Annotated in this window: 21 protein-coding genes; 18 read left to right on the top strand and 3 right to left on the bottom strand. The window is 31.8% G+C overall.

The window, feature by feature from the left end:
- Positions 1-19 precede the first annotated feature (19 nt).
- The 9 genes from AC1RPK_RS03435 (at position 20) to AC1RPK_RS03395 (ending at position 12,011) form a co-directional block, all read left to right on the top strand.
- The gene (locus AC1RPK_RS03435; RefSeq protein WP_481761179.1) at positions 20-880 is read left to right on the top strand and encodes a MurR/RpiR family transcriptional regulator; all 861 of its coding nucleotides are present in this window, start codon (positions 20-22) and stop codon (positions 878-880) included.
- Positions 881-1,137: 257 nt separating this feature from the next.
- The gene (gene argS, locus AC1RPK_RS03430) at positions 1,138-2,829 is read left to right on the top strand and encodes an arginine--tRNA ligase (RefSeq protein WP_481761180.1); all 1,692 of its coding nucleotides are present in this window, start codon (positions 1,138-1,140) and stop codon (positions 2,827-2,829) included.
- A gap of 285 nt (positions 2,830-3,114) precedes the next feature.
- A complete protein-coding gene (locus AC1RPK_RS03425; RefSeq protein ID WP_481761181.1) occupies positions 3,115-3,825 on the top strand; it encodes a Crp/Fnr family transcriptional regulator in 711 nt (236 codons plus the stop codon).
- Positions 3,826-3,895: 70 nt separating this feature from the next.
- Positions 3,896-4,363, top strand: coding sequence for an arginine repressor (locus tag AC1RPK_RS03420; protein WP_409022715.1), 468 nt, complete (start codon positions 3,896-3,898; stop codon positions 4,361-4,363).
- 152 nt (positions 4,364-4,515) lie between these two features.
- Positions 4,516-6,636, top strand: a complete 2,121-nt coding sequence (locus tag AC1RPK_RS03415; RefSeq protein ID WP_481761182.1) for a PBP1A family penicillin-binding protein — start codon at positions 4,516-4,518, stop codon at positions 6,634-6,636.
- Positions 6,637-6,712: 76 nt separating this feature from the next.
- On the top strand, positions 6,713-7,057 hold the full coding sequence (locus AC1RPK_RS03410; protein ID WP_481761183.1) for a YlbF/YmcA family competence regulator: 345 nt from the start codon (positions 6,713-6,715) through the stop codon (positions 7,055-7,057).
- A gap of 71 nt (positions 7,058-7,128) precedes the next feature.
- On the top strand, positions 7,129-8,349 hold the full coding sequence (locus AC1RPK_RS03405) for a metallophosphoesterase family protein (RefSeq protein WP_481761184.1): 1,221 nt from the start codon (positions 7,129-7,131) through the stop codon (positions 8,347-8,349).
- On the top strand, positions 8,336-11,026 hold the full coding sequence (locus AC1RPK_RS03400) for an ATP-binding protein (RefSeq protein ID WP_481761185.1): 2,691 nt from the start codon (positions 8,336-8,338) through the stop codon (positions 11,024-11,026). The genes AC1RPK_RS03405 and AC1RPK_RS03400 overlap by 14 nt, the downstream gene beginning before the upstream one ends.
- A gap of 10 nt (positions 11,027-11,036) precedes the next feature.
- Positions 11,037-12,011, top strand: a complete 975-nt coding sequence (locus AC1RPK_RS03395; RefSeq protein WP_481761186.1) for a 3'-5' exoribonuclease YhaM family protein — start codon at positions 11,037-11,039, stop codon at positions 12,009-12,011.
- Positions 12,012-12,097: 86 nt separating this feature from the next.
- Here the strand turns inward: AC1RPK_RS03395 and AC1RPK_RS03390 are convergent, their stop codons facing one another.
- From AC1RPK_RS03390 to AC1RPK_RS03380, 3 genes are all read right to left on the bottom strand, one after another.
- A complete protein-coding gene (locus tag AC1RPK_RS03390; RefSeq protein WP_481761187.1) occupies positions 12,098-13,003 on the bottom strand; it encodes a peptidylprolyl isomerase in 906 nt (301 codons plus the stop codon).
- 135 nt (positions 13,004-13,138) lie between these two features.
- Complete coding sequence (locus AC1RPK_RS03385; RefSeq protein ID WP_481761188.1) at positions 13,139-13,462, bottom strand: hypothetical protein; 324 nt, start codon at positions 13,460-13,462, stop codon at positions 13,139-13,141.
- Positions 13,462-13,893 carry an HIT family protein gene (locus AC1RPK_RS03380; RefSeq protein ID WP_481761189.1) on the bottom strand — a complete coding sequence of 144 codons (432 nt, stop codon included), beginning with the start codon at positions 13,891-13,893 and terminating at the stop codon, positions 13,462-13,464. Before AC1RPK_RS03380 ends, AC1RPK_RS03385 begins: the two co-directional genes overlap by 1 nt.
- Before the next feature lie 114 nt (positions 13,894-14,007).
- On the opposite strand from AC1RPK_RS03380, the gene AC1RPK_RS03375 reads away from it, so the two are divergent.
- The 9 genes from AC1RPK_RS03375 to AC1RPK_RS03335 form a co-directional block, all read left to right on the top strand.
- Positions 14,008-14,745 (top strand): ABC transporter ATP-binding protein, encoded by a 738-nt coding sequence (locus tag AC1RPK_RS03375; protein WP_481761190.1) that lies wholly within the window; start codon positions 14,008-14,010, stop codon positions 14,743-14,745.
- A complete protein-coding gene (locus tag AC1RPK_RS03370) occupies positions 14,742-15,959 on the top strand; it encodes an ABC transporter permease (RefSeq protein WP_481761191.1) in 1,218 nt (405 codons plus the stop codon). Before AC1RPK_RS03375 ends, AC1RPK_RS03370 begins: the two co-directional genes overlap by 4 nt.
- A gap of 65 nt (positions 15,960-16,024) precedes the next feature.
- On the top strand, positions 16,025-16,813 hold the full coding sequence (locus tag AC1RPK_RS03365; RefSeq protein ID WP_481761192.1) for a phosphotransferase: 789 nt from the start codon (positions 16,025-16,027) through the stop codon (positions 16,811-16,813).
- A gap of 74 nt (positions 16,814-16,887) precedes the next feature.
- On the top strand, positions 16,888-17,547 hold the full coding sequence (gene trmB, locus AC1RPK_RS03360; protein WP_409022703.1) for a tRNA (guanosine(46)-N7)-methyltransferase TrmB: 660 nt from the start codon (positions 16,888-16,890) through the stop codon (positions 17,545-17,547).
- 165 nt (positions 17,548-17,712) lie between these two features.
- On the top strand, positions 17,713-18,792 hold the full coding sequence (pepA, locus tag AC1RPK_RS03355; protein ID WP_409022702.1) for a glutamyl aminopeptidase: 1,080 nt from the start codon (positions 17,713-17,715) through the stop codon (positions 18,790-18,792).
- A gap of 5 nt (positions 18,793-18,797) precedes the next feature.
- On the top strand, positions 18,798-19,118 hold the full coding sequence (locus AC1RPK_RS03350) for a thioredoxin family protein (protein ID WP_409022701.1): 321 nt from the start codon (positions 18,798-18,800) through the stop codon (positions 19,116-19,118).
- 18 nt (positions 19,119-19,136) lie between these two features.
- Positions 19,137-19,595, top strand: a complete 459-nt coding sequence (locus AC1RPK_RS03345; protein ID WP_481761193.1) for a universal stress protein — start codon at positions 19,137-19,139, stop codon at positions 19,593-19,595.
- 2 nt (positions 19,596-19,597) lie between these two features.
- A complete protein-coding gene (ytpR, locus tag AC1RPK_RS03340) occupies positions 19,598-20,236 on the top strand; it encodes a YtpR family tRNA-binding protein (RefSeq protein ID WP_481761194.1) in 639 nt (212 codons plus the stop codon).
- 65 nt (positions 20,237-20,301) lie between these two features.
- The coding region (locus AC1RPK_RS03335; RefSeq protein WP_481762815.1) for a hypothetical protein at positions 20,302-21,013 on the top strand (712 nt) is incomplete at its 3' end.

Raw genomic sequence — 21,013 nt, 5'->3', positions numbered from 1 at the left:
ATAAAAAGAGGTAAGAAGTATGGGTAATTATTTGTACACAATACAAGCAAATATGGATAAATACACAAAGGTAGAGCGAAAAATAGCACGGTTTATTTTAGAGCACCCTCAGAAAGTAATAAGAATGAGTACACAGAGTATGGCAGAGGTGGTAGGTGTCAGCACTGCAGCAATAACGCGATTTGGAAAAAGTATTAGTGATACTGGTTTTCCAGGATTAAAATTAGAATTATCAGCAGAAATCCAAGATGATAAATCAATGCTCGAGGAAATTAATCCTAAAGATGATTTAGTGACGACACAACAAAAATTAACCATGCGGATACAACATACGATTGAGGAATCAAATAAAACATTAGATGAGGAAGTCGTTAATGCTGCGAAGGTTATTGCAGAGTCAAAAATAATCTATGCGTATGGAATTGGAGCATCAGAAATTGTAGCTAAAGATTTCCAACAAAAATTTATTCGAGTTGGTAAGTCTGTTATAGAAACACTTGATACACATCTAATTGCCGTTGGATTATCGCAACTAAAAGAAGGAACAACTTTATTCTTGATATCAAATTCAGGGGAAAATACGGATGCAATTAAGTTAGCAAATCTTGCAAATCGACAAAAAATAAAAGTTATCGTTTTAACACATAATAAAAAAAGTACATTGGCCAAATTAGCTAATATTATTTTAGAACATGACGATAGTGAAGAAAATAAAAAATTCAGAAGTGCAGCGACTACTTCTTTAATTGCTCAATTATATGCAGTCGATCTTGTGTATTATTCTTTTGTATCAATTCATTTTGATGATAATGTTACAAGATTGACAGATTCAAGGGATGTCGTAAAGAAATATTTCACCAAAAGCAAACCTAAATTCTAAAAACACTATCTTTTATAATATTAATTTGTTACAATCAAACTATAAATTCGATGATAAAAGCTAGTAAACTAATTAATTTTAAAGCAAGTCTAGGTTGATGGAAGCTAGATAAAAGCGTTAGTTGAATCGTACTTTTTAGAAATAACTGAATATTTTGAGTGGATATTAATCAATTAGAGTGGTACCGCGGGAATTCTCGTCTCTTACATAATTATTTGTAAGGGGCTTTTTTTATACAATTTTAGGAGGAATGGATAATGAATTATAAACAACAAGTTGCACAAGCATTGGTTGCTATCGTTGATGGAAACCTTACTGAAGAAGAAATTATTGCCAAAATTGAAATACCAAAAAGTTCTGATATGGGGGATTATGCATTTCCAGCTTTTGCATTAGCTAAAGCATTTAGAAAAGCACCTCAGATGATTGCTAAAGACTTAGTAGAGAAAATTGATCAAAGTCAATTTGAGTCAGTTGCTGCAGTTGGGCCATATGTTAACTTTTTCTTGAATAAGGCTGCATTTAGTCAAGATATTATTGAACAAGTGCTTTCAAATGGCAGTGAGTATGGCGCATCTGATATTGGTCATGATGGTAACGTACCAATTGATATGTCATCACCCAATATTGCTAAACCTATTTCAATGGGACATTTACGTTCAACTGTGATTGGTAATTCAATTGCAAACATCTTGGCTAAAATTAATTATAATCCAATTAAAATTAATCATTTAGGCGATTGGGGAACTCAATTTGGTAAGTTAATTACTGCTTATAAATTATGGGGTAGTGAAGCAGAAGTTAAAGCTGATCCTATCAATAAATTACTTGAATACTACGTTCGTTTCCATAAAGAAGCAGAAGAAAATCCAGAGTTAGATGTTGCAGCTCGTGCATGGTTTAAAAAGCTCGAGGATGGCGATGAAGAAGCAATCGAACTTTGGACTTGGTTCCGTGCAGAATCATTATCAGCTTTCAATAAAATTTATGATATGCTGGGTGTCCAATTTGATTCATTTAAAGGGGAAGCCTTTTATAATGATAAAATGGGCGAAGTTGTGACAATGTTAAAAGATAAAAATTTGTTAAAAGAAAGCCAAGGCGCAGAAATTGTTGATCTTGAAAAATACGATTTAAACCCTGCCTTGATTCAAAAAACAGATGGGGCAACTTTATATATTACTCGTGATTTAGCTGCTGCTATTTACCGTAAACGGACGTATAATTTTGTACAGTCATTGTATGTTGTCGGAAATGAACAAGCTAACCATTTTAGACAATTAAAGGCTGTGTTAAAGGAAATGGGTAATGATTGGTCAGATGATATGCACCACATTCCATTTGGCTTAATCACACAAGGTGGTAAGAAATTATCGACTCGTTCAGGACGTGTTATTTTACTTGAAGAAGTTTTAGATGATGCTACAAGCCTTGCTAAAAAACAAATTCAAGATAAAAATCCTGACCTACCAAATGCTGAACAAGTTGCTAAAGATGTTGGTGTTGGGGCTGTTATTTTCCATGATTTAAAGAATGAACGTATGAATAATTTTGATTTTGTTTTAGAAGAAGTTGTTCGTTTTGAAGGTGAAACAGGTCCCTATGTCCAATATTCAAATGCTAGAGCACAAAGTATTATTCGTAAAGCGGGTGATGTTTCAATTAGTGAAAGTAACAATGAACTTTCTGATCCTGCTGCATGGGATACAATTAAGTTACTTGGTGACTTCCCTAAAATAATTAAACGTGCAGCTAAAGAATATGAACCATCAGTAATTGCTAAATACGCTATTCATTTATCAAGAGCATTTAATAAATACTATGCAAATTCAAAGATATTAGTTGAAGATGATCAAAAATTAGCTCGTTTAGCACTCGTTCAAAGTGTGAGCGTCGTTTTAACAGAATCATTAAGATTATTAGGCGTAAATGCACCAAAAGAAATGTAATTAATAAAAAAGTTGACTTAATTGTTAACTTTTTTATTTTATCTAAATATTGTTAGATGTACTTTTTAACGATGATTGTGCGTTTGAACACAAAATGGATGTGCGAATACGACCAGTTTATTTTTATCATTTTGGTACTGTTAGATTAATGATTTAGAGCTATCAGTGAATCAAAAAAATAAACCAGGGTCTCCAAAATCCGAAAAAATAAATCGACATTCTATATTTAATCTGATAGTGTTGATAGTTATATATCATAAATATAGGTATTAAGGGAGTAAAGGGATGATTACAGAAAAAGAAAGACAAAGGTATCGATCAGAATTTTCTGACCATGAGTTGTTTGGTTGTTTAAGTGAGGATGAACAAGGAGCTTGTTTTGAACAAATTACATTTAAAAGATTTCTAAAAGGAAATACTATTTTTGATATGAATGATAAACGTGATTTTATTTATGTTGTCTTGGATGGATTAGTTAAAATTGAACGTGGTGATCGAGCTGGTATTTTTCAAAATTATATGTATGTTACATCGAAACAAATATTTCCAATTGGTGGAATGTTACAGAGTGAATATTATACTGTTTCAAGTCGTGCTGCTACACTAGCGACGGTCGCTAAGATTCCTGTTGAACTTATTGAGAATTTAATCAAAACACATTATGAAGTTTCTGCGTACTTATTTGGGCAAATTGATAATATTTTAAATTGTTCAGAAGTGTTAAGGTTAAGAACCGTATGTAGTAATACAACAACCCGGATAACACAAGTGTTACAGTATTTAAGTGAGAATCTAGCCGATAAACATGGTGAGAATAGTCTGCGAATCCCATATGTGATTACACATGAAGATATTGCGACGATTAGTGGAACGCGGCGTGAAACCGTTGGACGAGTTATTCAGAAATTAGTGTTAGATGGTTATATTATTAGAGATTCAGGTATGCTTATATTTGAATCAAAATTCAATAAAATGAATAAAATCGTCCTAAATTAAGCGTATTATTTCAGTATTCATATTTCTTTTGCTATACTAAGAATAAATACTCATTCAAAGAGGGATTCTTATGAAGAAAGAGATACGTCAAGCTAAAATTGAACAGTTAATTAATAAAAAAGTAATTGCAACGCAGGATGATTTGATTTCAGAATTGGAACATGTGAATATTAAGGCGACTCAAGCGACTATTTCTAGAGATATTCGTGAAATGAAAATTGTTAAAGCTCAAGATGAACAAGGTGATTTGAGATACGCAATTTTTAAGTCAGGTAATTTAAGTGAAGAAGTTCATTTATTTGAAATTATTTTTGAAGTCGTTACTAATATTACTAAAATCCAATTTATGAATGTTGTTAAAACGATTCCAAGTAACGGTAATTTACTGGCAGCAATTATCGATGATTTTGGCTTCCCGGATATTGTTGGAACTGTTGCGGGACATGATACAATTATGATTATTAGTTCAGATGAGCAGGCCGCACAACGTGTCTATGATATTTTTACTGAACACGCAAATCCAGATAATTTAATTTAAAATACTGTGAGACTAAGGAGTAGATAACATCTACATTTCTTAGTCTTTTTTTAAATATTTAAAAATATCATAATAAAAAGGCTAATTTACTTTTTATAATATTGCTATGGTAAAATAATAAATGATATTAAGATTAAATATGGGGACAACTAATGAAAAATGAAAATAAAAGAACTAAAAATGAAAATTGGTTTGTAATACATCTAATTCAATTTAAAAATTGGTTTCGACAGGGATGGAAATTTGTGCATGGTTGGAAATGGTTGACTATTTTTATTTTAGCAATTATTTTAGGTTCGAGTGCGTATTTAACTTATGTAGCCAAAACAACAAATGTTAGTGGGTTAAAAGCTGCTTTACAACAATCAACTGAGGTTTTTGATAAAGATGGCGATAAAGCAGGATCGTTATACTCTCAAAAGGGTACTTACGTTTCATTAAATAAGATTTCACCCAATATTCAAAATGCTGTACTGTCATCAGAAGATCGTAATTTTTATCATGAATATGGATTTTCAATCAAAGGGATGGCACGTTCTGTGGTTTCATTGGTTAAAAATCGATTAACTGGAAGTAGTGCAATTAGTGGTGGCGGAAGTACTATAACGCAACAACTTGTTAAAAATGCATTCTTGTCACAGGAGCAAACTTATAGTCGTAAGGCTAAAGAAATATTTATTTCAATTGAAACGGAAAAAGTATATTCAAAAAAAGACATTCTAACGATGTACTTAAATAATGCATATTTTGGTAATGGCGTTTGGGGTGTTCAAGATGCCTCTAAAAAATATTTTGGAAAAAGTGCTTCAGATTTAACTGTTAGTGAGGCTGCAGTTATTGCGGGTATGTTAACATCGCCAGGGGCATATAATCCGATAGATCATCCTGTTGCAGCTAAACAAAGGCGTAATGTTGTTCTGAATGTTATGTATGAAAATAAAAAAATCTCTAGTGCAGAATTATCAAGTGCTAAGCAGACGGGTATTACATTAAATGATACGTACGATTATCAATCAGGTTATAAATATCCTTATTATTTTGATGCCGTTATTAGTGAAGCAATTAAAAATTATGGGTTAACTGAATCAGATATTATGAATCGTGGTTATAAAATTTATACGGCGATGGATCAGACCCATCAAGAAGCTATGCAAACATCATTTGATAACTCTACCTTGTTCCCTTTGGATGCTGATGATGGGACAAAAGCTCAGGGTGGATCAATTGCTATTAATTCAACGAATGGTGGTGTGACAGCAGTTGTTGGTGGACGAGGTAAACACGTTTTTAGGGGATATAATCGAGCGACTCAGATTAACCGCCAACCGGGGTCAACACTAAAACCAATTGCCGTATATATGCCTGCTTTAGAAGATGGCTATTTTTATGATTCTGAATTAAAAGATAAAAAACAATCATATGGATCAAATAATTATTCACCAAATAATTACGACAATCAATATGCAGGTAAAATACCAATGTATAAGGCATTGGCACTTAGTAAAAATGCGCCAGCTGTGTGGTTGTTAAATAAAATTGGTGTTGATAAAGGATACGATGCTGTTAAAAAATTTGGTATACCGGTTAAAAGTTCGGACAAAAACTTAGATTTAGCTTTGGGTGGTTTAACTACTGGTGTCTCACCCTACGAAATGGCTAGTGCATATACTGCGTTTGCTAATGGTGGTATTCAAAAAAAGGCTCATTTTATTACTAAAATTGTTGATGCTTCTGGTAAAACGATTGTTAATAATTCAGACAATAGTGAAACTAAAGTTATGAGTAGTAAGGTAGCTAAATCGATGACAAGTATGATGATGGGTGTCTTTGAAACTGGAGGAACTGGCGAACTTGCTGTCCCAGCTGGATATACAGTTGCTGGTAAAACGGGAAGTACAGAGGCTAAAAAAGGTTCTACAGATGGGACGAAAGATCAGTGGGTTATTGGATATACACCAGACATTACTGTCGCAACATGGGTTGGTTTTGATCAAACTGATGATACTCATTACCTAAGAAATTCAAGTGGGGATATCGTTGATTCCTTATTTAAAAGCGAAATGTCAGGTATATTACCTAATACTGCTCAGACAAGCTTCTCAACGAAATCTGCTACTACTTTAGCAAATAATACCGGTTCAAATGATAGTGGAGATGGTATTTTAGAATCAGTAGAAAAGCAAACAGATGAAATAAAAAATAAATTATCTGATTCTGCTAAAAAAGCCCAAAAATGGCTCAGTGATAGTATTAATGGGATGTTTGGAAATTAGAACAAATCAATGCAAATTATGGATAAAAATGATACACTAATTAAGTTAATATAAATTATTATTGGAGGAATCAGAAATGGTTGTTAATATTTATGATACAGCGAACCAAATGAGTCAAGATCTTAGTCAAACGGAAGAATATAAGGCTTTGAAATCAGCTTATACAAAAATGCAAGAAGATGAAATTGCATATAAATTATTTAAAGAATTTCAAACAATTCAAATGTCTTTGCAACAAAAACAAATGAATGGTGAAGAAATGACAGACGAAGAACTTGAAAATGCTCATAATCTTTCAGAAAAAATCGGTGATTTTGATACAATCAAAGATTTAATGGTTAAAGAACAAGTTTTAAGTGAAATTATGAATGAAGTTAATTCAATTATCACAAAACCAATACAAGATTTATATCATAATTAATTCGAATAAAAATCCTGGAAGCAAAGCAATTATGTTTTGTACCAGGTTTTTTTTTATAAAGGAGTGGGAAGATGAAATTTATTCATGCAGCTGATTTACATTTAGATAGTCCTTTTGGAGGATTAAAAAATGTACCAAGTCAGTTAATGGATTCGATTTATCAGTCAACATTTAAAGCTTTGAGTAATCTCGTAGATACGGCTATTGAAGAATCAGTAGACTTTGTTTGTTTAGTTGGGGATTTATATGATTCATCTGAGATGAGTATTATGGCACAAACAACGTTAATTAGTCAGTGTGAACGACTGCAAAAGGCCGGAATAAATGTTTATTTGAGTTTTGGTAACCATGATTTTTCTGATAATGCTCAAGATCATTTAACTTTTCCATCAAATGTAACTTTATTTACAAGTGAAGTTGAAACAGTGACGCACATTTTAAAAAATGGCGATGAAGTTCGATTAACTGGGTTTAGTTATGCACATAGATGGGAACCATCAAAAATCGTTGATTATCCTGTTCGTGGTGATGAGAAATGGCATATTGGGCTTATCCATGGGGCAAATGAGGGTATAAATTCAATATCAGATGAAAGTTATGCACCATTTACTGTTAAAGAATTATTACAGAAAAATTATGATTATTGGGGATTGGGTCATATTCATGTAAGACAGATTTTGAATGAACAACCCCCAGTTATCTATCCTGGAAATACACAAGGTCGGCACCGTAAAGAATCAGGCGATAAAGGGTTTTATCTAGTGAATAGTGATGGAAATAAGTTGGTTCCCAAATTTATAACGTCATCTACAATTGATTGGGAAACAGTTAATATTTCAATGGCAAAAATTGATTCACTATCAGATGCTATTGATAAGATTGACGCTGAATGCCAACTTTTTTCTAAAGATAAATCATATTTAATAGTGATACAAATCACAGATTTAGATAATTTTAGTGATAGCCTAGTAAATCGCATTCAAAATGGTGATTTATTAACTGCTTGGATTCAAAAACATATGCCAGATAATTACTATTGGATTGTTAAAATTAAAACGGTGATTAATAAAAAGGTAGCTTTTGAATCAATTGATCAACAATACTGGGAAGAAAGCGCAAAACGTGTTTTTACTGATGATGGAATGACTGAACTCGCTGATAAATTATTACAAATTCCGGAACTTAATACGTACTTATTAGAAACGGGACATTTAGTAGAATTACAAGAAAATTCAAAAACATTGCTTCATGAAAATCAAGCGATAGAGGGTCATATAGATGAAAATAACTAAAGTTAAAATTTACGGATTTGGGAAGTGGCATGATAAAACGTTTGATTTTAATCAAACGAATCAGGTTATTTTTGGTCTGAATGAAGCAGGTAAATCGACGTTAACAGCATTCGTATTGAGTATGTTATTTGGATTTGCAAATGCGAAAAAGAAGTACCAACAATATCTGCCTAAAGACTCATCCACATATGGTGGAGAGTTGGAATTATTAATTGGTAACGATGCTTATCGACTAACTCGTACACAAGGTAAATCTGGTGGCAAGGTATCTATTGTTAAAAGTGATGATGGGATGAAAGTAGCTAGTAGTAAGCTGCATGAATGGCTAAATCCAGTCGATGAAAATTTATACAATCAAGTATTTTCATTTAATCAGCAGGCGTTAAACCAAGTATTTAATTTAACGAATGAAGATTTAAATGAGTATCTAACGACGATGGGAGCAGTTGGTAGTCAAGAATGGTTAGAATTAACTAAAAAAATTCAAAAAGATGCCGATCACGTCTATAAGCCAGCAGGTCGTGTAACTGAGTTAAATAAGGAAATTGCGTTATACAATGATTTAGTTAATAAAATAAATATTGCCAAACAGAAATTTCCGGAATATGTTGAGACACAAAAAAAGTTAGATCAAAATAGGGAACAAATTAAAGGGCTACAAACAACACAATATAATCTAACCAAAGATTACCAACGCTACGAACAATTAAAGCAAAATTGGTCAATATATGAACAATCTAATGAGTTGACGGATAAGCTAAAACAAACTGATGAAGATGCTATGATTTCTGTTGATAATTATCAAAAAATACAAAATTTACTAGAGAAACAAAAGATAAATAATGAAAGGTTAAAATCGATTAATCAGAGTGTAGTTGATGAAAAAGAAAATTTAGCAGCATTAAATTTAATAAATTTTTATGAAAACAATAAAGTTGATTTTGATATATTATTTGAACAATTAGCTGATAATCAACAATATTTAGATAAAGTTGTATTAGAACAGACGAGTTTAAACCAACTATTAACAGAACAAGAACGGTTAATGATGCAATATCAAAATATCAACGGAAAAGTTCCAATAGCGTTTGATCCTGATGATTTTAAAAATATTGTCACATTAATTAAATCTGAAGAGAGCAATAAACGAATACTTCAAGAAATTGAACAAAAGCAATTGACGAAAAAACAAGATATTTTAGATTTAAATCAATCAATTGATCAAAAAAATCAAGTACAAAAAAGTAAATGGTCTACACAACAAAGTATCTTAGTAGGGGTAAGTGTTATACTATTTGTACTAAGTATGATCTTACCAATGCCGTTTAAAATAATGGGATTGATACTAGATATTATGATAGTTGTATATACCATAATTGTATTTAAGCAGTCTAATTCTAAGGATAAATCAAGTAGTGATGCTCTGATGCAAATACAAAATAAAAGACAAATGATTACTGCAGAAATTGATGAAAATCAATTGAAGATAGGTGAACTGGACGAACAATTGAGACAAACTGATACTGAATTAACGGATTATCAAATTCAATACGTTTTAGATGATTTTCCAAAGAATCAGTGGTTCTCAATTCAAAATGACTTAAGTCGAATACAGTCTATAACAGATCAAATTAGTCAAAAATCAGCAGAAATTAAAACGTTAACTGACAAGATAAAAAATTATTTGAATCAGACAGATTTTGCTGATAGTTTTCTAGCACTAAATAAAAGTGATATGGCAGATAGTTTAGCTAGAATTAGAGGCTTTAATGATAAATTACAACCTTTAATTGCTGAATCACAATCAATAAAAAATAAAATGGGCTATTTAAATGAACAACAAAAGCATGAAGATAATGTGACTGCTGATATTTCTAATCAAATTAATGAAATATTAACGCAATATCATTTAACGTCAATTGAGCAATTTGAAAAAAATTACGATTTACAAAAGCAATTTGTTCAAGACAAATCTAAATTGGATACAATTAATGAGCAGCTTCCTGTGGAGGTTAGAAAAAATCTTGCTAGATTTGAAACGAAAGAAAGTTTAGATGAACAATTAGATGAGCTTACAGAACAATTGAAACAATTGCAAAATAGTATAATGAACATTAATCAGGAGATTATTGATCAACAGACGTTATTACGGACTTTGAAGGCAGAAGGGAATTATACAGAACTTCGACAAGAGTTGGCTGAAAAAGTTACAATTTTAAGTGAATTAGCTGATAAATGGTTAACTCAAAAGTTAACTATTAATTGGATTAACGAGGCATTAAAAGACTCTTCTGGGGTTAGAATGCCACAAATGTTGCAATTAGCAAATCATTATTTTGAACTATTAACATTAGGCCATTTTACACAAATAAATAATATATCAGGATTATTAACCGTCGTTTCTTCTGATATGGTATCATTTGAAGTGGGAGAATTGTCACAAGGAACAGCAGAGCAGCTATATATCGCACTTAGATTTGCTTTAATCATGACAATTAATAAATCAATCGAATTACCATTAATTATTGATGATGGGTTTGTTAATTTTGATAAAAACAGAAAAAATGCCGTTTTAAAACTAATACGAGAAATAAGTAAAAAAGTTCAAATTATTTATTTAACGGCAGATGATTCAGGATTAACTGGATTTGATAACGATAAAATAATTAAGTTATAGGAGGATGGACATGGCACAAGAGAAAAAAATATTTGAATATAAAGTTGACGAAAACGTAGCATTATTTGTTTTAATTAAGAGTGCAGAAGTTAGAAATACAAAGAATAATAAGCAATTTATTGCATTTAATTTTGAAGATAGTTCAGGCCAAATTAGCGCTAAGCTTTGGGATGCAACGCCAGAGGCAATTGAACAATTTCAAACGGGTAAAGTTGCCTTTATAAAAGGAAAACGTGAAGTTTACCAAAATAATCCACAGATGAAAATCTATCATATTAGATTGACTGAAGAGGGTGAACCTAATGATCCGAGTCAATTTGTCGTTAGTGCACCAATGAAAAAAGATGAGATGGAAGAAGAATTTAATAAAGCTATTTTTGAAATTACAAACCCAAATTGGAATCGAATTGTAAGATATCTCATTGCCGAAAAACATGATGATTTTTTCAGTTATCCCGCTGCAAAGAAAAATCATCACGCATTTTCTGGTGGGTTAGCCTACCATACACTTTCAATGTTGCGATTAGCTAAATCAATTGTTGCCGAATATGGTGATGTGATTAATGCACCATTACTTTACGCAGGTGTGATTTTACATGATTTAGGAAAAACAATCGAATTATCAGGTTCTGTGGCAACAACTTATACATTAGCTGGAAATTTAATTGGGCATATTGTATTAATTGATGAAGAAATTGTTAAAGCAGCAGGTGAATTAAAAATTGATCTTCAGACAGAAGACATGATTTTATTACGTCACGTTGTTCTTGCGCATCATGGGTTACTAGAGTATGGTTCACCAGTGCAACCTCATTTAATTGAAGCAGATGTTTTACATCAAATTGATAATATTGATGCATCAATTCAAATGTTGAAAGGGTCATTGGCTCATACAGAAGAGGGCGAATTTTCTGAACGTATATTTGGTATGGATGGTCGAAATTTCTATAAACCACATGCTGACAGTAATGTAACAAATAATTAAATTGAAAAATATCTCAATGGATAAATTCCATTGAGATATTTTTTTCGAAAAAAAAACACCAGATATAATCTGATGTTTTGATGTATTTATTTTGAAGATGAAGAAGATGATGATAAGTAGCTTGAAAGAACATCTTTCAAGTCATCATCTTTGATTGATACGTTACCTTTTTTAAGAACTTTACCAACAATTTTTTGTAATTTAGTTGAGTCAGCCATAGTTTCAGTAACAATTTGTTCTTTTAAGTCAGAAATGTGATCGGCTTTTTTACCTTTACCAGCATTTTTAACACTCAAGATTACATCATAACCTGCTGTTGTTTTAACAGGTGTAGTTGTATATTTACCTTGTTTTAAATCAAATGCAGCTTTTTTAAATTCTGCTGTTAGTGTTGTATCTGTATTGTTAAATGCAGCTAAAGTACCACCAGTACTTGCAGAAGTTGTATCTGTTGATTTTGATTTAGCTAATGCAGTAAATTTGTCAGTTAACTTTTTAGCAGTCTTTTGTTCATCAAGTTGTTTGATGATTTTTTCTGCATCTGATTTTGAAGCAACTTGAATACGTTGAACTGTAATAGTTGGTTGGTATTCTTCCCATTGCTTATCTACAGCTGTAGAACTTAAATCACTGTAATGTTTAACAGCAGCTTTTAAAAGTAAGTTAGAACGTAATTCTGCTTTAAAACTAGTCTTTGTCATACTGTTTTGTGATAAGACAGATGAGAAACTTGAACCATATTTAGCTTTATAAGTATCGTATTGTTTTGTGACTTCTTTATCAGAAACATCATCACCATATTGTTTTTCCAATACTTTGTTCAAAATCATTTGTTGTAAAATTGATGTACCACTTGAAGTTTTCTTCAAACTATCGTAGTAAGCACTTTCTGTAACCTTACCACCTGAAGTAGTTGCAACTGTTGAGCTCCCACAACCCGCTAATGTAAATGTTAATAGTACGCCGGCTAAAGCAACAAGCCATTTTTTCATAACCTAACACATCCTATTTCTTAAATTTTTTGTCTTCTCAATGAAAGACTAATACGTTTAATATAACATAATTATCATATAATGAAAGTAAATGACCGAAAATTCACAAAAAAATCAAACTTTTAAAAGCCTAATTCATTGATACTTTTCTAATTTTTTATTAATTTTATTGATATTTGGCTCGATCTCATAAGTAAACTTTTCTATACGATTGCTAATGGAATCGACGATGGGTAATGTTTCTTCGATAATCGTATTCAGATGATCTGTAGCATACTGCAATTTTTTTGATGAATTAGTTACGCGATTGATATCATTTTGATAGTCAGAAAAATCTGCTTTTAACTGAACTTTTTTATCTGCAACAAAAGTAATAAGTTCATCTCTATGGTTATAGGCATAGTATGCTGACCCACCAATAATTGATAACAAACTAATTCGTTTAAGTGTTTTTGACATTATTTTTCTCCAATCTTATTCTTGATTGACATCATAATTGATTCAAGTTGCTCGGATGTGTACTTCTTGGAATTATCCTTGAATGACATTTTAAAAGTATCTTTTGTTGAGTATCTAGGAATTAAATGAAAATGTGAGTGAAAAACAGATTGGTAAGCTAGTTCACCGTTATTATTGACGATATTCATCCCTTGAATATCTGGATTGCTTACTTTAATTGCGGAAGCAATCATTGGAATTTTAGAAAAAACTTTACTAGCGAGTGCTTGGTCATATTCAAAAATATTAGCAACATGTTTTTTTGGAATAACAAGTGTATGGCCTGGGGTTGTTTGTGAGATATCAAGAAATGCTTTAATGTCTTCATCTTCGTATACGGTGAAACTAGGAATATCATTGGCAATTATTTTACAAAAAATACAGTCAGTCATATGTTTGCCTTCTTTCAAAGTTAGTTAATACTTTTATTATACATCATGAATGATAATTCACCATAATATGATATAATTAAAGGCATAAATAAATTGTAAATGGGGAATTAGAAAATGACATTAGAAGTTAAAAATTTAGTGGGTGGTTACTCTCAAATACCAGTTTTAAAAGATATTTCTTTTGAAGTTAAACCTGGAAATGTCGTTGGCTTAATTGGTTTAAATGGTGCAGGTAAATCGACTACAATCAATCATATAATTGGGTTATTAACCCCGCAAAAAGGAACTATTAAATTAAATGGCGTAACCTTAAGGGAAGATAGCCAGGCTTATAAATCACATTTAGCATATATTCCTGAAACGCCTATTCTTTATGAAGAATTAACATTAAAAGAACACATTGAACTCTCAATGATGGCTTATGGATTGAATGAAACTAAGGCATGGAAAAAAGCTAATGAATTACTTAAAATATTTAGACTTGATAACAAGTTAGAATGGTTTCCCGCTAACTTTTCAAAAGGGATGAAACAAAAAGTTATGATTGTCTGTGCTTTTTTAACAGAATCTGATTTTTATGTTATTGATGAGCCATTTCTCGGGCTAGACCCCTTAGCAATTAACGATTTATTAGAGTTAATTGTTGCTGAAAAGAAGCGTGGCGCAAGTGTCTTAATGTCAACTCACGTTTTAGCCACAGCTGAAAAGTATTGCGATTGGTTCATTTTACTGAATAAAGGTGAAATTAAAACACAAGGAACAATGGTTGAATTAAGACAAGCCTATAAGAATCCAGATGCTTCCTTAGATGAAATTTATCTTGGTTTAACTAAGGAAGAGGTAACAAAATGAAAGACTTATGGACAACACGTTTAAAAAGTCATCAGTTATTATTATTAAAATATTTACGATATGTTTTGAATGATCATTTTGTTGTTGCAATTATGTTTTTTGTTGGTGGACTTGGTTTGGCTTATTCAAATGGGCTAAAGGTGATGCCTGTTAATTTAGTTTGGTATCGGCCTGCATTAGTGATTGGATTACTGGTGATTTTACAAATCGGCCGTTTAAGTACGTTATTAAAAGAAGCGGATATTGTTTTTCTTTTACCACAGGAACATGCATTAATTAGTTATTTAAAAAAGGCAAAACGCTATTCAACAGTTATGGCCAGCTTAATGCAAGTTGGATTTATTGTGTTACTTATCCCAGTTATGATGATTGGAATGAAAATCTCAGTAATCAATATTATTTTCTTGATTTTAACGCAACTATGCTTGAAAAATAATTGGTTAGTCATTTCATTACTTGAAAAATATCAAAATAACCGGTTTAGTTGGGGAAGTATCAAATTAGTTAATATTTTATTGCCTATTTTGATTTATATCCTTGGATTATATGGTACGTTTATTCTGAGTTTTATCGTTGCTATTTTAAGTAGCTTTGTTTTAAATCAGCTAGCTGCAAAAGGATTTAAGGAAATCTTTGATTGGAAAAAAGCAATCAGTTTTGAAGAAAATAGAATGTTAGGGATTTACCGTTTCTTTAATTTATTTACTGATGTACCAATGGTTAGAGGGAATGTTAAGAGAAGAGTGTACCTTGATTTCATTTTAAATCATATTAAAAAAGATGACGCAAATGTTTATACATTTTTATATGCAAGGGGATTTATTCGCGGAACTGAATTTAGTGGCTTATTTATTAGATTAACTCTAATTGGAGCGCTAATTATTGCATTTATTTCAAATGGTTGGCTAGCACTCGCATTTTTAATCTTATTTATTTATCTGATTGGTTTTCAATTGTTACCTTTTGCAAAACATTACGATAATATTATTTTTACTAGACTATATCCAAAAGGAAAAGAGTATCAAATTAAGAATTTCAAAAAGTTTACATTAACAATTATAAGTGTAAGTGCAGTACTTTTTAATATCGCAATCTATATTGGTACAGGACAATTTTTAATGATGGGTTATGGTGTTTTGGTGAGTTTAGTGGAAATAATGCTGTTTACTAATGTTTACTTAGTTACCAGAGTTAAAAAAATCCTTGACGTATAATAGGGATGTTTGTAAGATGAAACTATAGCATCAGAGCTTAGTCGGGAAAAAGAGGTAATAATAGTATGGATTTTAATTTAGATCCCGGTTGGCAATTGTTACCAATTGGTGGAGATACAGGCACTGCATACATGGGTACACGTGCACAAGAAAAGGTGTTTTTGAAACAAAATATGTCACCTTTTTTAGCTGCGCTCTCAGTTGCTGGTATTACACCAAAATTAATTTGGACTAAGCGAATCTCAAGTGGGGATACAATAACTGCACAAGAGTGGCTAAATGGACGAAACCTTCATTCTGATGAAATGGATCAAAAAATGGTTCCTGAATTATTATCTAAAATTCATCGCTCAAAGCAATTAAAAAATATGTTGAGACAGGTTGGTGGAGAAGTTATCACACCTAGTGGCTTATTAGCTAATTATTTTGACGATTTGAGTGATGATTTAAAGCAGCACCCCTTGCTATCAAAAATGTTTCAGCAATTAAATGAACATCAACCTGAACTATCAACGGATAAGTATACAGTTTGTCATGGTGATTTGAATCATCGAAATTGGTTACAGTCTGATACTAATCAATTATATTTAGTTGATTGGGAGTCAGCAAAAATTGCTGATCCTGCTATGGATTTGAGCTTAGTTATGTCTGAATACATTCCAGATACACAATGGAGTAGTTGGCTGAGTGGTTATCATGAGTCATTGGAGAATAACGATTTATTAAACAGAATAAACTGGTACATTATAATAGCAAAATTACAACGAATAAAAAAAGCACATCAATTAAGTCGATTTCATGAAATGAATCAGGCAATAATAGAATTACAAAAATATAATATAAAAATGGATTAAAAAGTAAGTGGGGCTAAAACGATTAATACGTTCTAGCCCCACTTACTTTATCAAATGAAATGAGGATATATAAGTTGAGATTAAGAAATAAAGCATGGGCTGAACCGTTAATTGCAGAACATCCGGAACTACTTGTAACATCACCTAATCAGTTTAAGGGTAAATGGCAATCAAGATTTGAGAAAAAACAACCACTTTTTATTGAAATAGGTATGGGTAAGGGTGGATTTATTATGGGAATGGCTAGAAAATTTCCGGAATATAATTTTATCGGAATTGAATTGCAAACGACAATTGCAGCAATTACGTTGAAGAAACAAGTTGAAGCACAAATTCCAAATTTACAATTAATTTTAGGTAACGGTGATTCGGTAACTGAATTTTTTGATGATAATGAAGTTGATGGCATTTATTTGAATTTTTCAGATCCTTGGCCTAAAACAAGACAAGCCAAACGTCGACTTACTCATGGCAGTTTCTTAAAAGGCTATGAAAAAGTTATGAAAAATGATGGTCATCTTGAATTTAAGACAGATAATCGTGGCTTGTTTGAATACTCATTAGTTAGTTTAAATGAGTATGGAATGGGTTATGATCAAGTTTGGCTTGATTTACATGCAAGCGTTGAAGCTGAAGATAATGTCATGACTGAATATGAAGAAAAATTTAGTAAAAAGGGACAGCCTATCTATAAGTTAGAAGCACATTTTAATACGTCTAAAAATCTGGAATAAAAATTCCAGATTTTTTTTGTAAAAACGCCGTTACATAGTAACTAAGCTACATTCATGGATTCTTTTATGGTACTATTATATAATATAAAGTAAGAAATATTAAGCTAAGTGAGTAGACAAAATTGGGACTAATTCGTCCAATAAAATGAAAAGGGGCTCTCTAATATGAATGATAAAACGTTTAATTTAGTTAAAACAATGACTGAACTTCAGGCAACAAGTGGATTTGAAAATAACGTACGTGATGTAATGCGCGAAAAAATGACACCAAATGTTGATGAGGTTGTTCAGGATGGTTTGGGTGGGATTTTTGGTATCCGTAAAAATGCAGATATAAATGCACCTAAAATTATGACCGCTGCTCATATGGACGAAGTTGGATTCATGCTTGCCGCAATTAATGACAATGGGTTATTTTCAGTTCGCCCACTTGGTGGATGGAATCCATTTGTTGTTTCTTCACAACGATTCACACTAACAACACGATCAGGTCAAACGTACCCAATAATTTCTTCTTCAGTATCACCTCATTTATTGCGTGGTGATAATCATCAAAATGCAACACCACAAATTAATGATATTTTATTTGATGGTGGATTTGAATCTGCAAGTGAAGCAAAAGAGTTTGGTATTGCACCAGGAGATTATATTGTTCCGGATGTTGAAACAATTAAAACAGCTAATGGTAAAAATATTATTAGTAAGGCATGGGATAACCGTTACGGTTGTACTGCAGTACTGGAAACACTTGAAAAATTAAAAGACGTAACATTACCAAATACTTTATTCGCTGGTGCTAATGTTCAAGAAGAAGTTGGACTACGAGGCACGCCAGGTGCAGTAAATATGCTGAAACCTGATTTATTTTTTGCTGTCGACTGTTCAGCAGCAAATGATATTGAAACAACAAAGGGAACATTTGGACATCTTGGTGAAGGAACGTTGATCAGAATTTATGATCCAAGATTAGTAACGCTTCCTAGATTAAAAGAATTTTTATTGGATACTGCTTCGGATAACAATATTCCTTATCAGTACTTTGTTTCTCAAGGTGGTACTGATGCTGGCGCAGCTCAAACAGCAAATAATGGTATTCCAAGTTCTGTTATTGGCGTTTGTGCACGTTATATTCATACGCATCAAACAATGTTCTCAATCAGAGACTATGAAGCAGCAAAAGAATTACTTGAAAAAACAATTTTAGGATTGGACCGTTCAACTGTCGATACAATCATTAAGGGGTAGTTAGATTGGAAAAATTAAAAGTTTTAGAAAAAGATAAATTAAATGAATTATTATTGAATGGTAAATCATTGTTTTATTTTACGGCAGGTTGGTGTCCAGACTGTAACTTTATTGAACCATTAATGCCTGAAATTGAAGCAGAGTATTCCGATTTTAAATTCTATAAAGTAGATCGCGATGAACAAATTGAACTTTGCCAAGATTGGGGTATTTTTGGTATTCCGAGTTTTGTTGCATACAATAACGGTGTTGAGCTTGATCGTTATGTGAATAAAGAGCGTAAAACGAAAGAACAAATCGAATCATTTATGAACAAATTAGACTAAACCATTGGGGTGATAGTGATGTTTGAACAAGTTTATAAAAGAGTAATGGTCGGGATAGATGGAAGTGTGCAATCTGAACGTGCATTTAATCAGGCAGTTGAGAGTACTTTAAAAAACGAGGCTAGTTTAATAGTTGTACATGTTGTTGAGCGAAGTGTTGACAATACATTTTCTGAAGATGAAGATGACGTTACAACTGAAGTTAAGCGATTAAATGATACCTTAGCCGACTACAAACAAATTGCGATAGATAAGGGCGTTATTGATGTTGAAACTATTTTAGTATATGGATCTTCTAAAGTTTTATTAAGTCGTGAAATACCAGAAGAAAAACATATTGATTTAATTATGGTTGGGCAAACAGGGGCTAACGTTGTTGAAAGATTTGTGAATGGATCAACAACAGATGCAATTCTAAGAAATGCGCCATGTGACGTCTTAGTCATTAGTGATAATAAGAAGGGAACTCATAAATAAATATGTTAATAGCAAGTTATAATTTAAAGAACGTTGGCGATACATTAATGGTTGTTTTACGTGAAGAGGTAGAAAACCAAAAGTCAGAATTAAAAAATAATGTCGTTCGTATTTTCAATGAAAAATCGAATGAAACGTTGGGATTTAATTTTCTAGAAATCTCTAAAGAATCACTTGATTTAGTAGGTAACGGACAAATCTTTTTAGATGAAAAACAAGTAGAAAAATTAAATCAACTTATCGTTGCTGCTGGATTTAAGGATGTACTTGTTGTCGATGACGATCCTAAATTTGTTGTGGGATATGTAGCTGAATGTAATGAACATCCTGATTCTGATCATTTGCATATCACAAAAATTGAAGTCAATAATGGTGAGACACTAGATATCGTTTGTGGTGCACCTAATATTGAACAAGGTCAGCTTGTTGTTGTTGCTAAAGTTGGCGCAATGATGCCAACTGGGGCTATTATTTGGCCGGGTAAATTACGTGGTATTGATAGTTATGGCATGGTTTGTTCAGCTCAAGAGTTGGCTATTCCTAATGCTCCAACTGTCCATGGTATTTTAGTTTTAGATGAAAAGATGAATCATGTTGGTGATGCATTCGATTTTGAGAAGGCAGCCAAATTATTTGCATAATATAGATTTATAAAAACTAATTGCGGTTATTGCAATTAGTTTTTTACATAGTTAGGATGAAATTAATGGAGCGTTACGATGGACCTGCATTTTATAAGAAAACGTTAAAAAAAGATGTAAATAAACCACATCACAATGAGAAATTTGCGCGCAAAGAGACAAAGATAGATAGTCAAAGTGAAAAAGCACAAATTAATCGCTATTCTCGAGGTTTCAAACCAAAACAAATCCCCACATTTTTTACAAATAAAAAGCAAAATAAAAACGTAAGGTATCGGAAAATTTTAGTTCAATTAACTAAAGCAAAGGATACTTATTTACTGTTTGATGATTTTGCTGAAGAGGAAAATCAAGTATCTAATAATGATGAAAATACGTTATATTCTGTGGATAGTGTAGCTAAAAAAATAGTACCAGAAGTAGATTCAGTAATCGAAGATAATAAACAAGAAGATACTTTATTACAAAATACAAATTTAGAGCCTGATGTGTTTGATGAAAAAAATGAACAGATAAAAAAAGCAAATATAAATGTAGTTGCTAATAACAAGCACGCTTTAGCTCGAGGATTATTTGAAATATCAGTTTCTGAGAATGAGGCTCAAAATGAATTAGCCGTTTTTAAAAATAAACCTGAAGTTTTGTCACGTGAAGAACTTGCATTTGTAAGTACCAATCACCAAACTAATGAAGAAGTACAAGAAGTACAAGAAGTACAAGAAGTACAAGAAGTACAAGAAGTACAAGAAGTACAAGAAGTACAAGAAGTACAAGAAG

This window comes from Dellaglioa sp. CoH-55-MRSF-6 (assembly GCF_056782215.1).
This window is presented reverse-complemented; position numbering and strand designations above follow the sequence as displayed.

Excerpts from the sequence above, each read along its gene's own strand:
- AC1RPK_RS03435 (WP_481761179.1), top strand. The coding sequence starts at position 20 with ATGGGTAATTATTTGTACACAATACAAGCAAATATGGATAAATACACA.
- argS (WP_481761180.1), top strand. The coding sequence starts at position 1,138 with ATGAATTATAAACAACAAGTTGCACAAGCATTGGTTGCTATCGTTGAT.
- AC1RPK_RS03425 (WP_481761181.1), top strand. The coding sequence starts at position 3,115 with ATGATTACAGAAAAAGAAAGACAAAGGTATCGATCAGAATTTTCTGAC.
- AC1RPK_RS03420 (WP_409022715.1), top strand. The coding sequence starts at position 3,896 with ATGAAGAAAGAGATACGTCAAGCTAAAATTGAACAGTTAATTAATAAA.
- AC1RPK_RS03415 (WP_481761182.1), top strand. The coding sequence starts at position 4,516 with ATGAAAAATGAAAATAAAAGAACTAAAAATGAAAATTGGTTTGTAATA.
- AC1RPK_RS03410 (WP_481761183.1), top strand. The coding sequence starts at position 6,713 with ATGGTTGTTAATATTTATGATACAGCGAACCAAATGAGTCAAGATCTT.
- AC1RPK_RS03405 (WP_481761184.1), top strand. The coding sequence starts at position 7,129 with ATGAAATTTATTCATGCAGCTGATTTACATTTAGATAGTCCTTTTGGA.
- AC1RPK_RS03400 (WP_481761185.1), top strand. The coding sequence starts at position 8,336 with ATGAAAATAACTAAAGTTAAAATTTACGGATTTGGGAAGTGGCATGAT.
- AC1RPK_RS03395 (WP_481761186.1), top strand. The coding sequence starts at position 11,037 with ATGGCACAAGAGAAAAAAATATTTGAATATAAAGTTGACGAAAACGTA.
- AC1RPK_RS03390 (WP_481761187.1), bottom strand. The coding sequence starts at position 13,003 with ATGAAAAAATGGCTTGTTGCTTTAGCCGGCGTACTATTAACATTTACA.
- AC1RPK_RS03385 (WP_481761188.1), bottom strand. The coding sequence starts at position 13,462 with ATGTCAAAAACACTTAAACGAATTAGTTTGTTATCAATTATTGGTGGG.
- AC1RPK_RS03380 (WP_481761189.1), bottom strand. The coding sequence starts at position 13,893 with ATGACTGACTGTATTTTTTGTAAAATAATTGCCAATGATATTCCTAGT.
- AC1RPK_RS03375 (WP_481761190.1), top strand. The coding sequence starts at position 14,008 with ATGACATTAGAAGTTAAAAATTTAGTGGGTGGTTACTCTCAAATACCA.
- AC1RPK_RS03370 (WP_481761191.1), top strand. The coding sequence starts at position 14,742 with ATGAAAGACTTATGGACAACACGTTTAAAAAGTCATCAGTTATTATTA.
- AC1RPK_RS03365 (WP_481761192.1), top strand. The coding sequence starts at position 16,025 with ATGGATTTTAATTTAGATCCCGGTTGGCAATTGTTACCAATTGGTGGA.
- pepA (WP_409022702.1), top strand. The coding sequence starts at position 17,713 with ATGAATGATAAAACGTTTAATTTAGTTAAAACAATGACTGAACTTCAG.
- AC1RPK_RS03345 (WP_481761193.1), top strand. The coding sequence starts at position 19,137 with ATGTTTGAACAAGTTTATAAAAGAGTAATGGTCGGGATAGATGGAAGT.
- ytpR (WP_481761194.1), top strand. The coding sequence starts at position 19,598 with ATGTTAATAGCAAGTTATAATTTAAAGAACGTTGGCGATACATTAATG.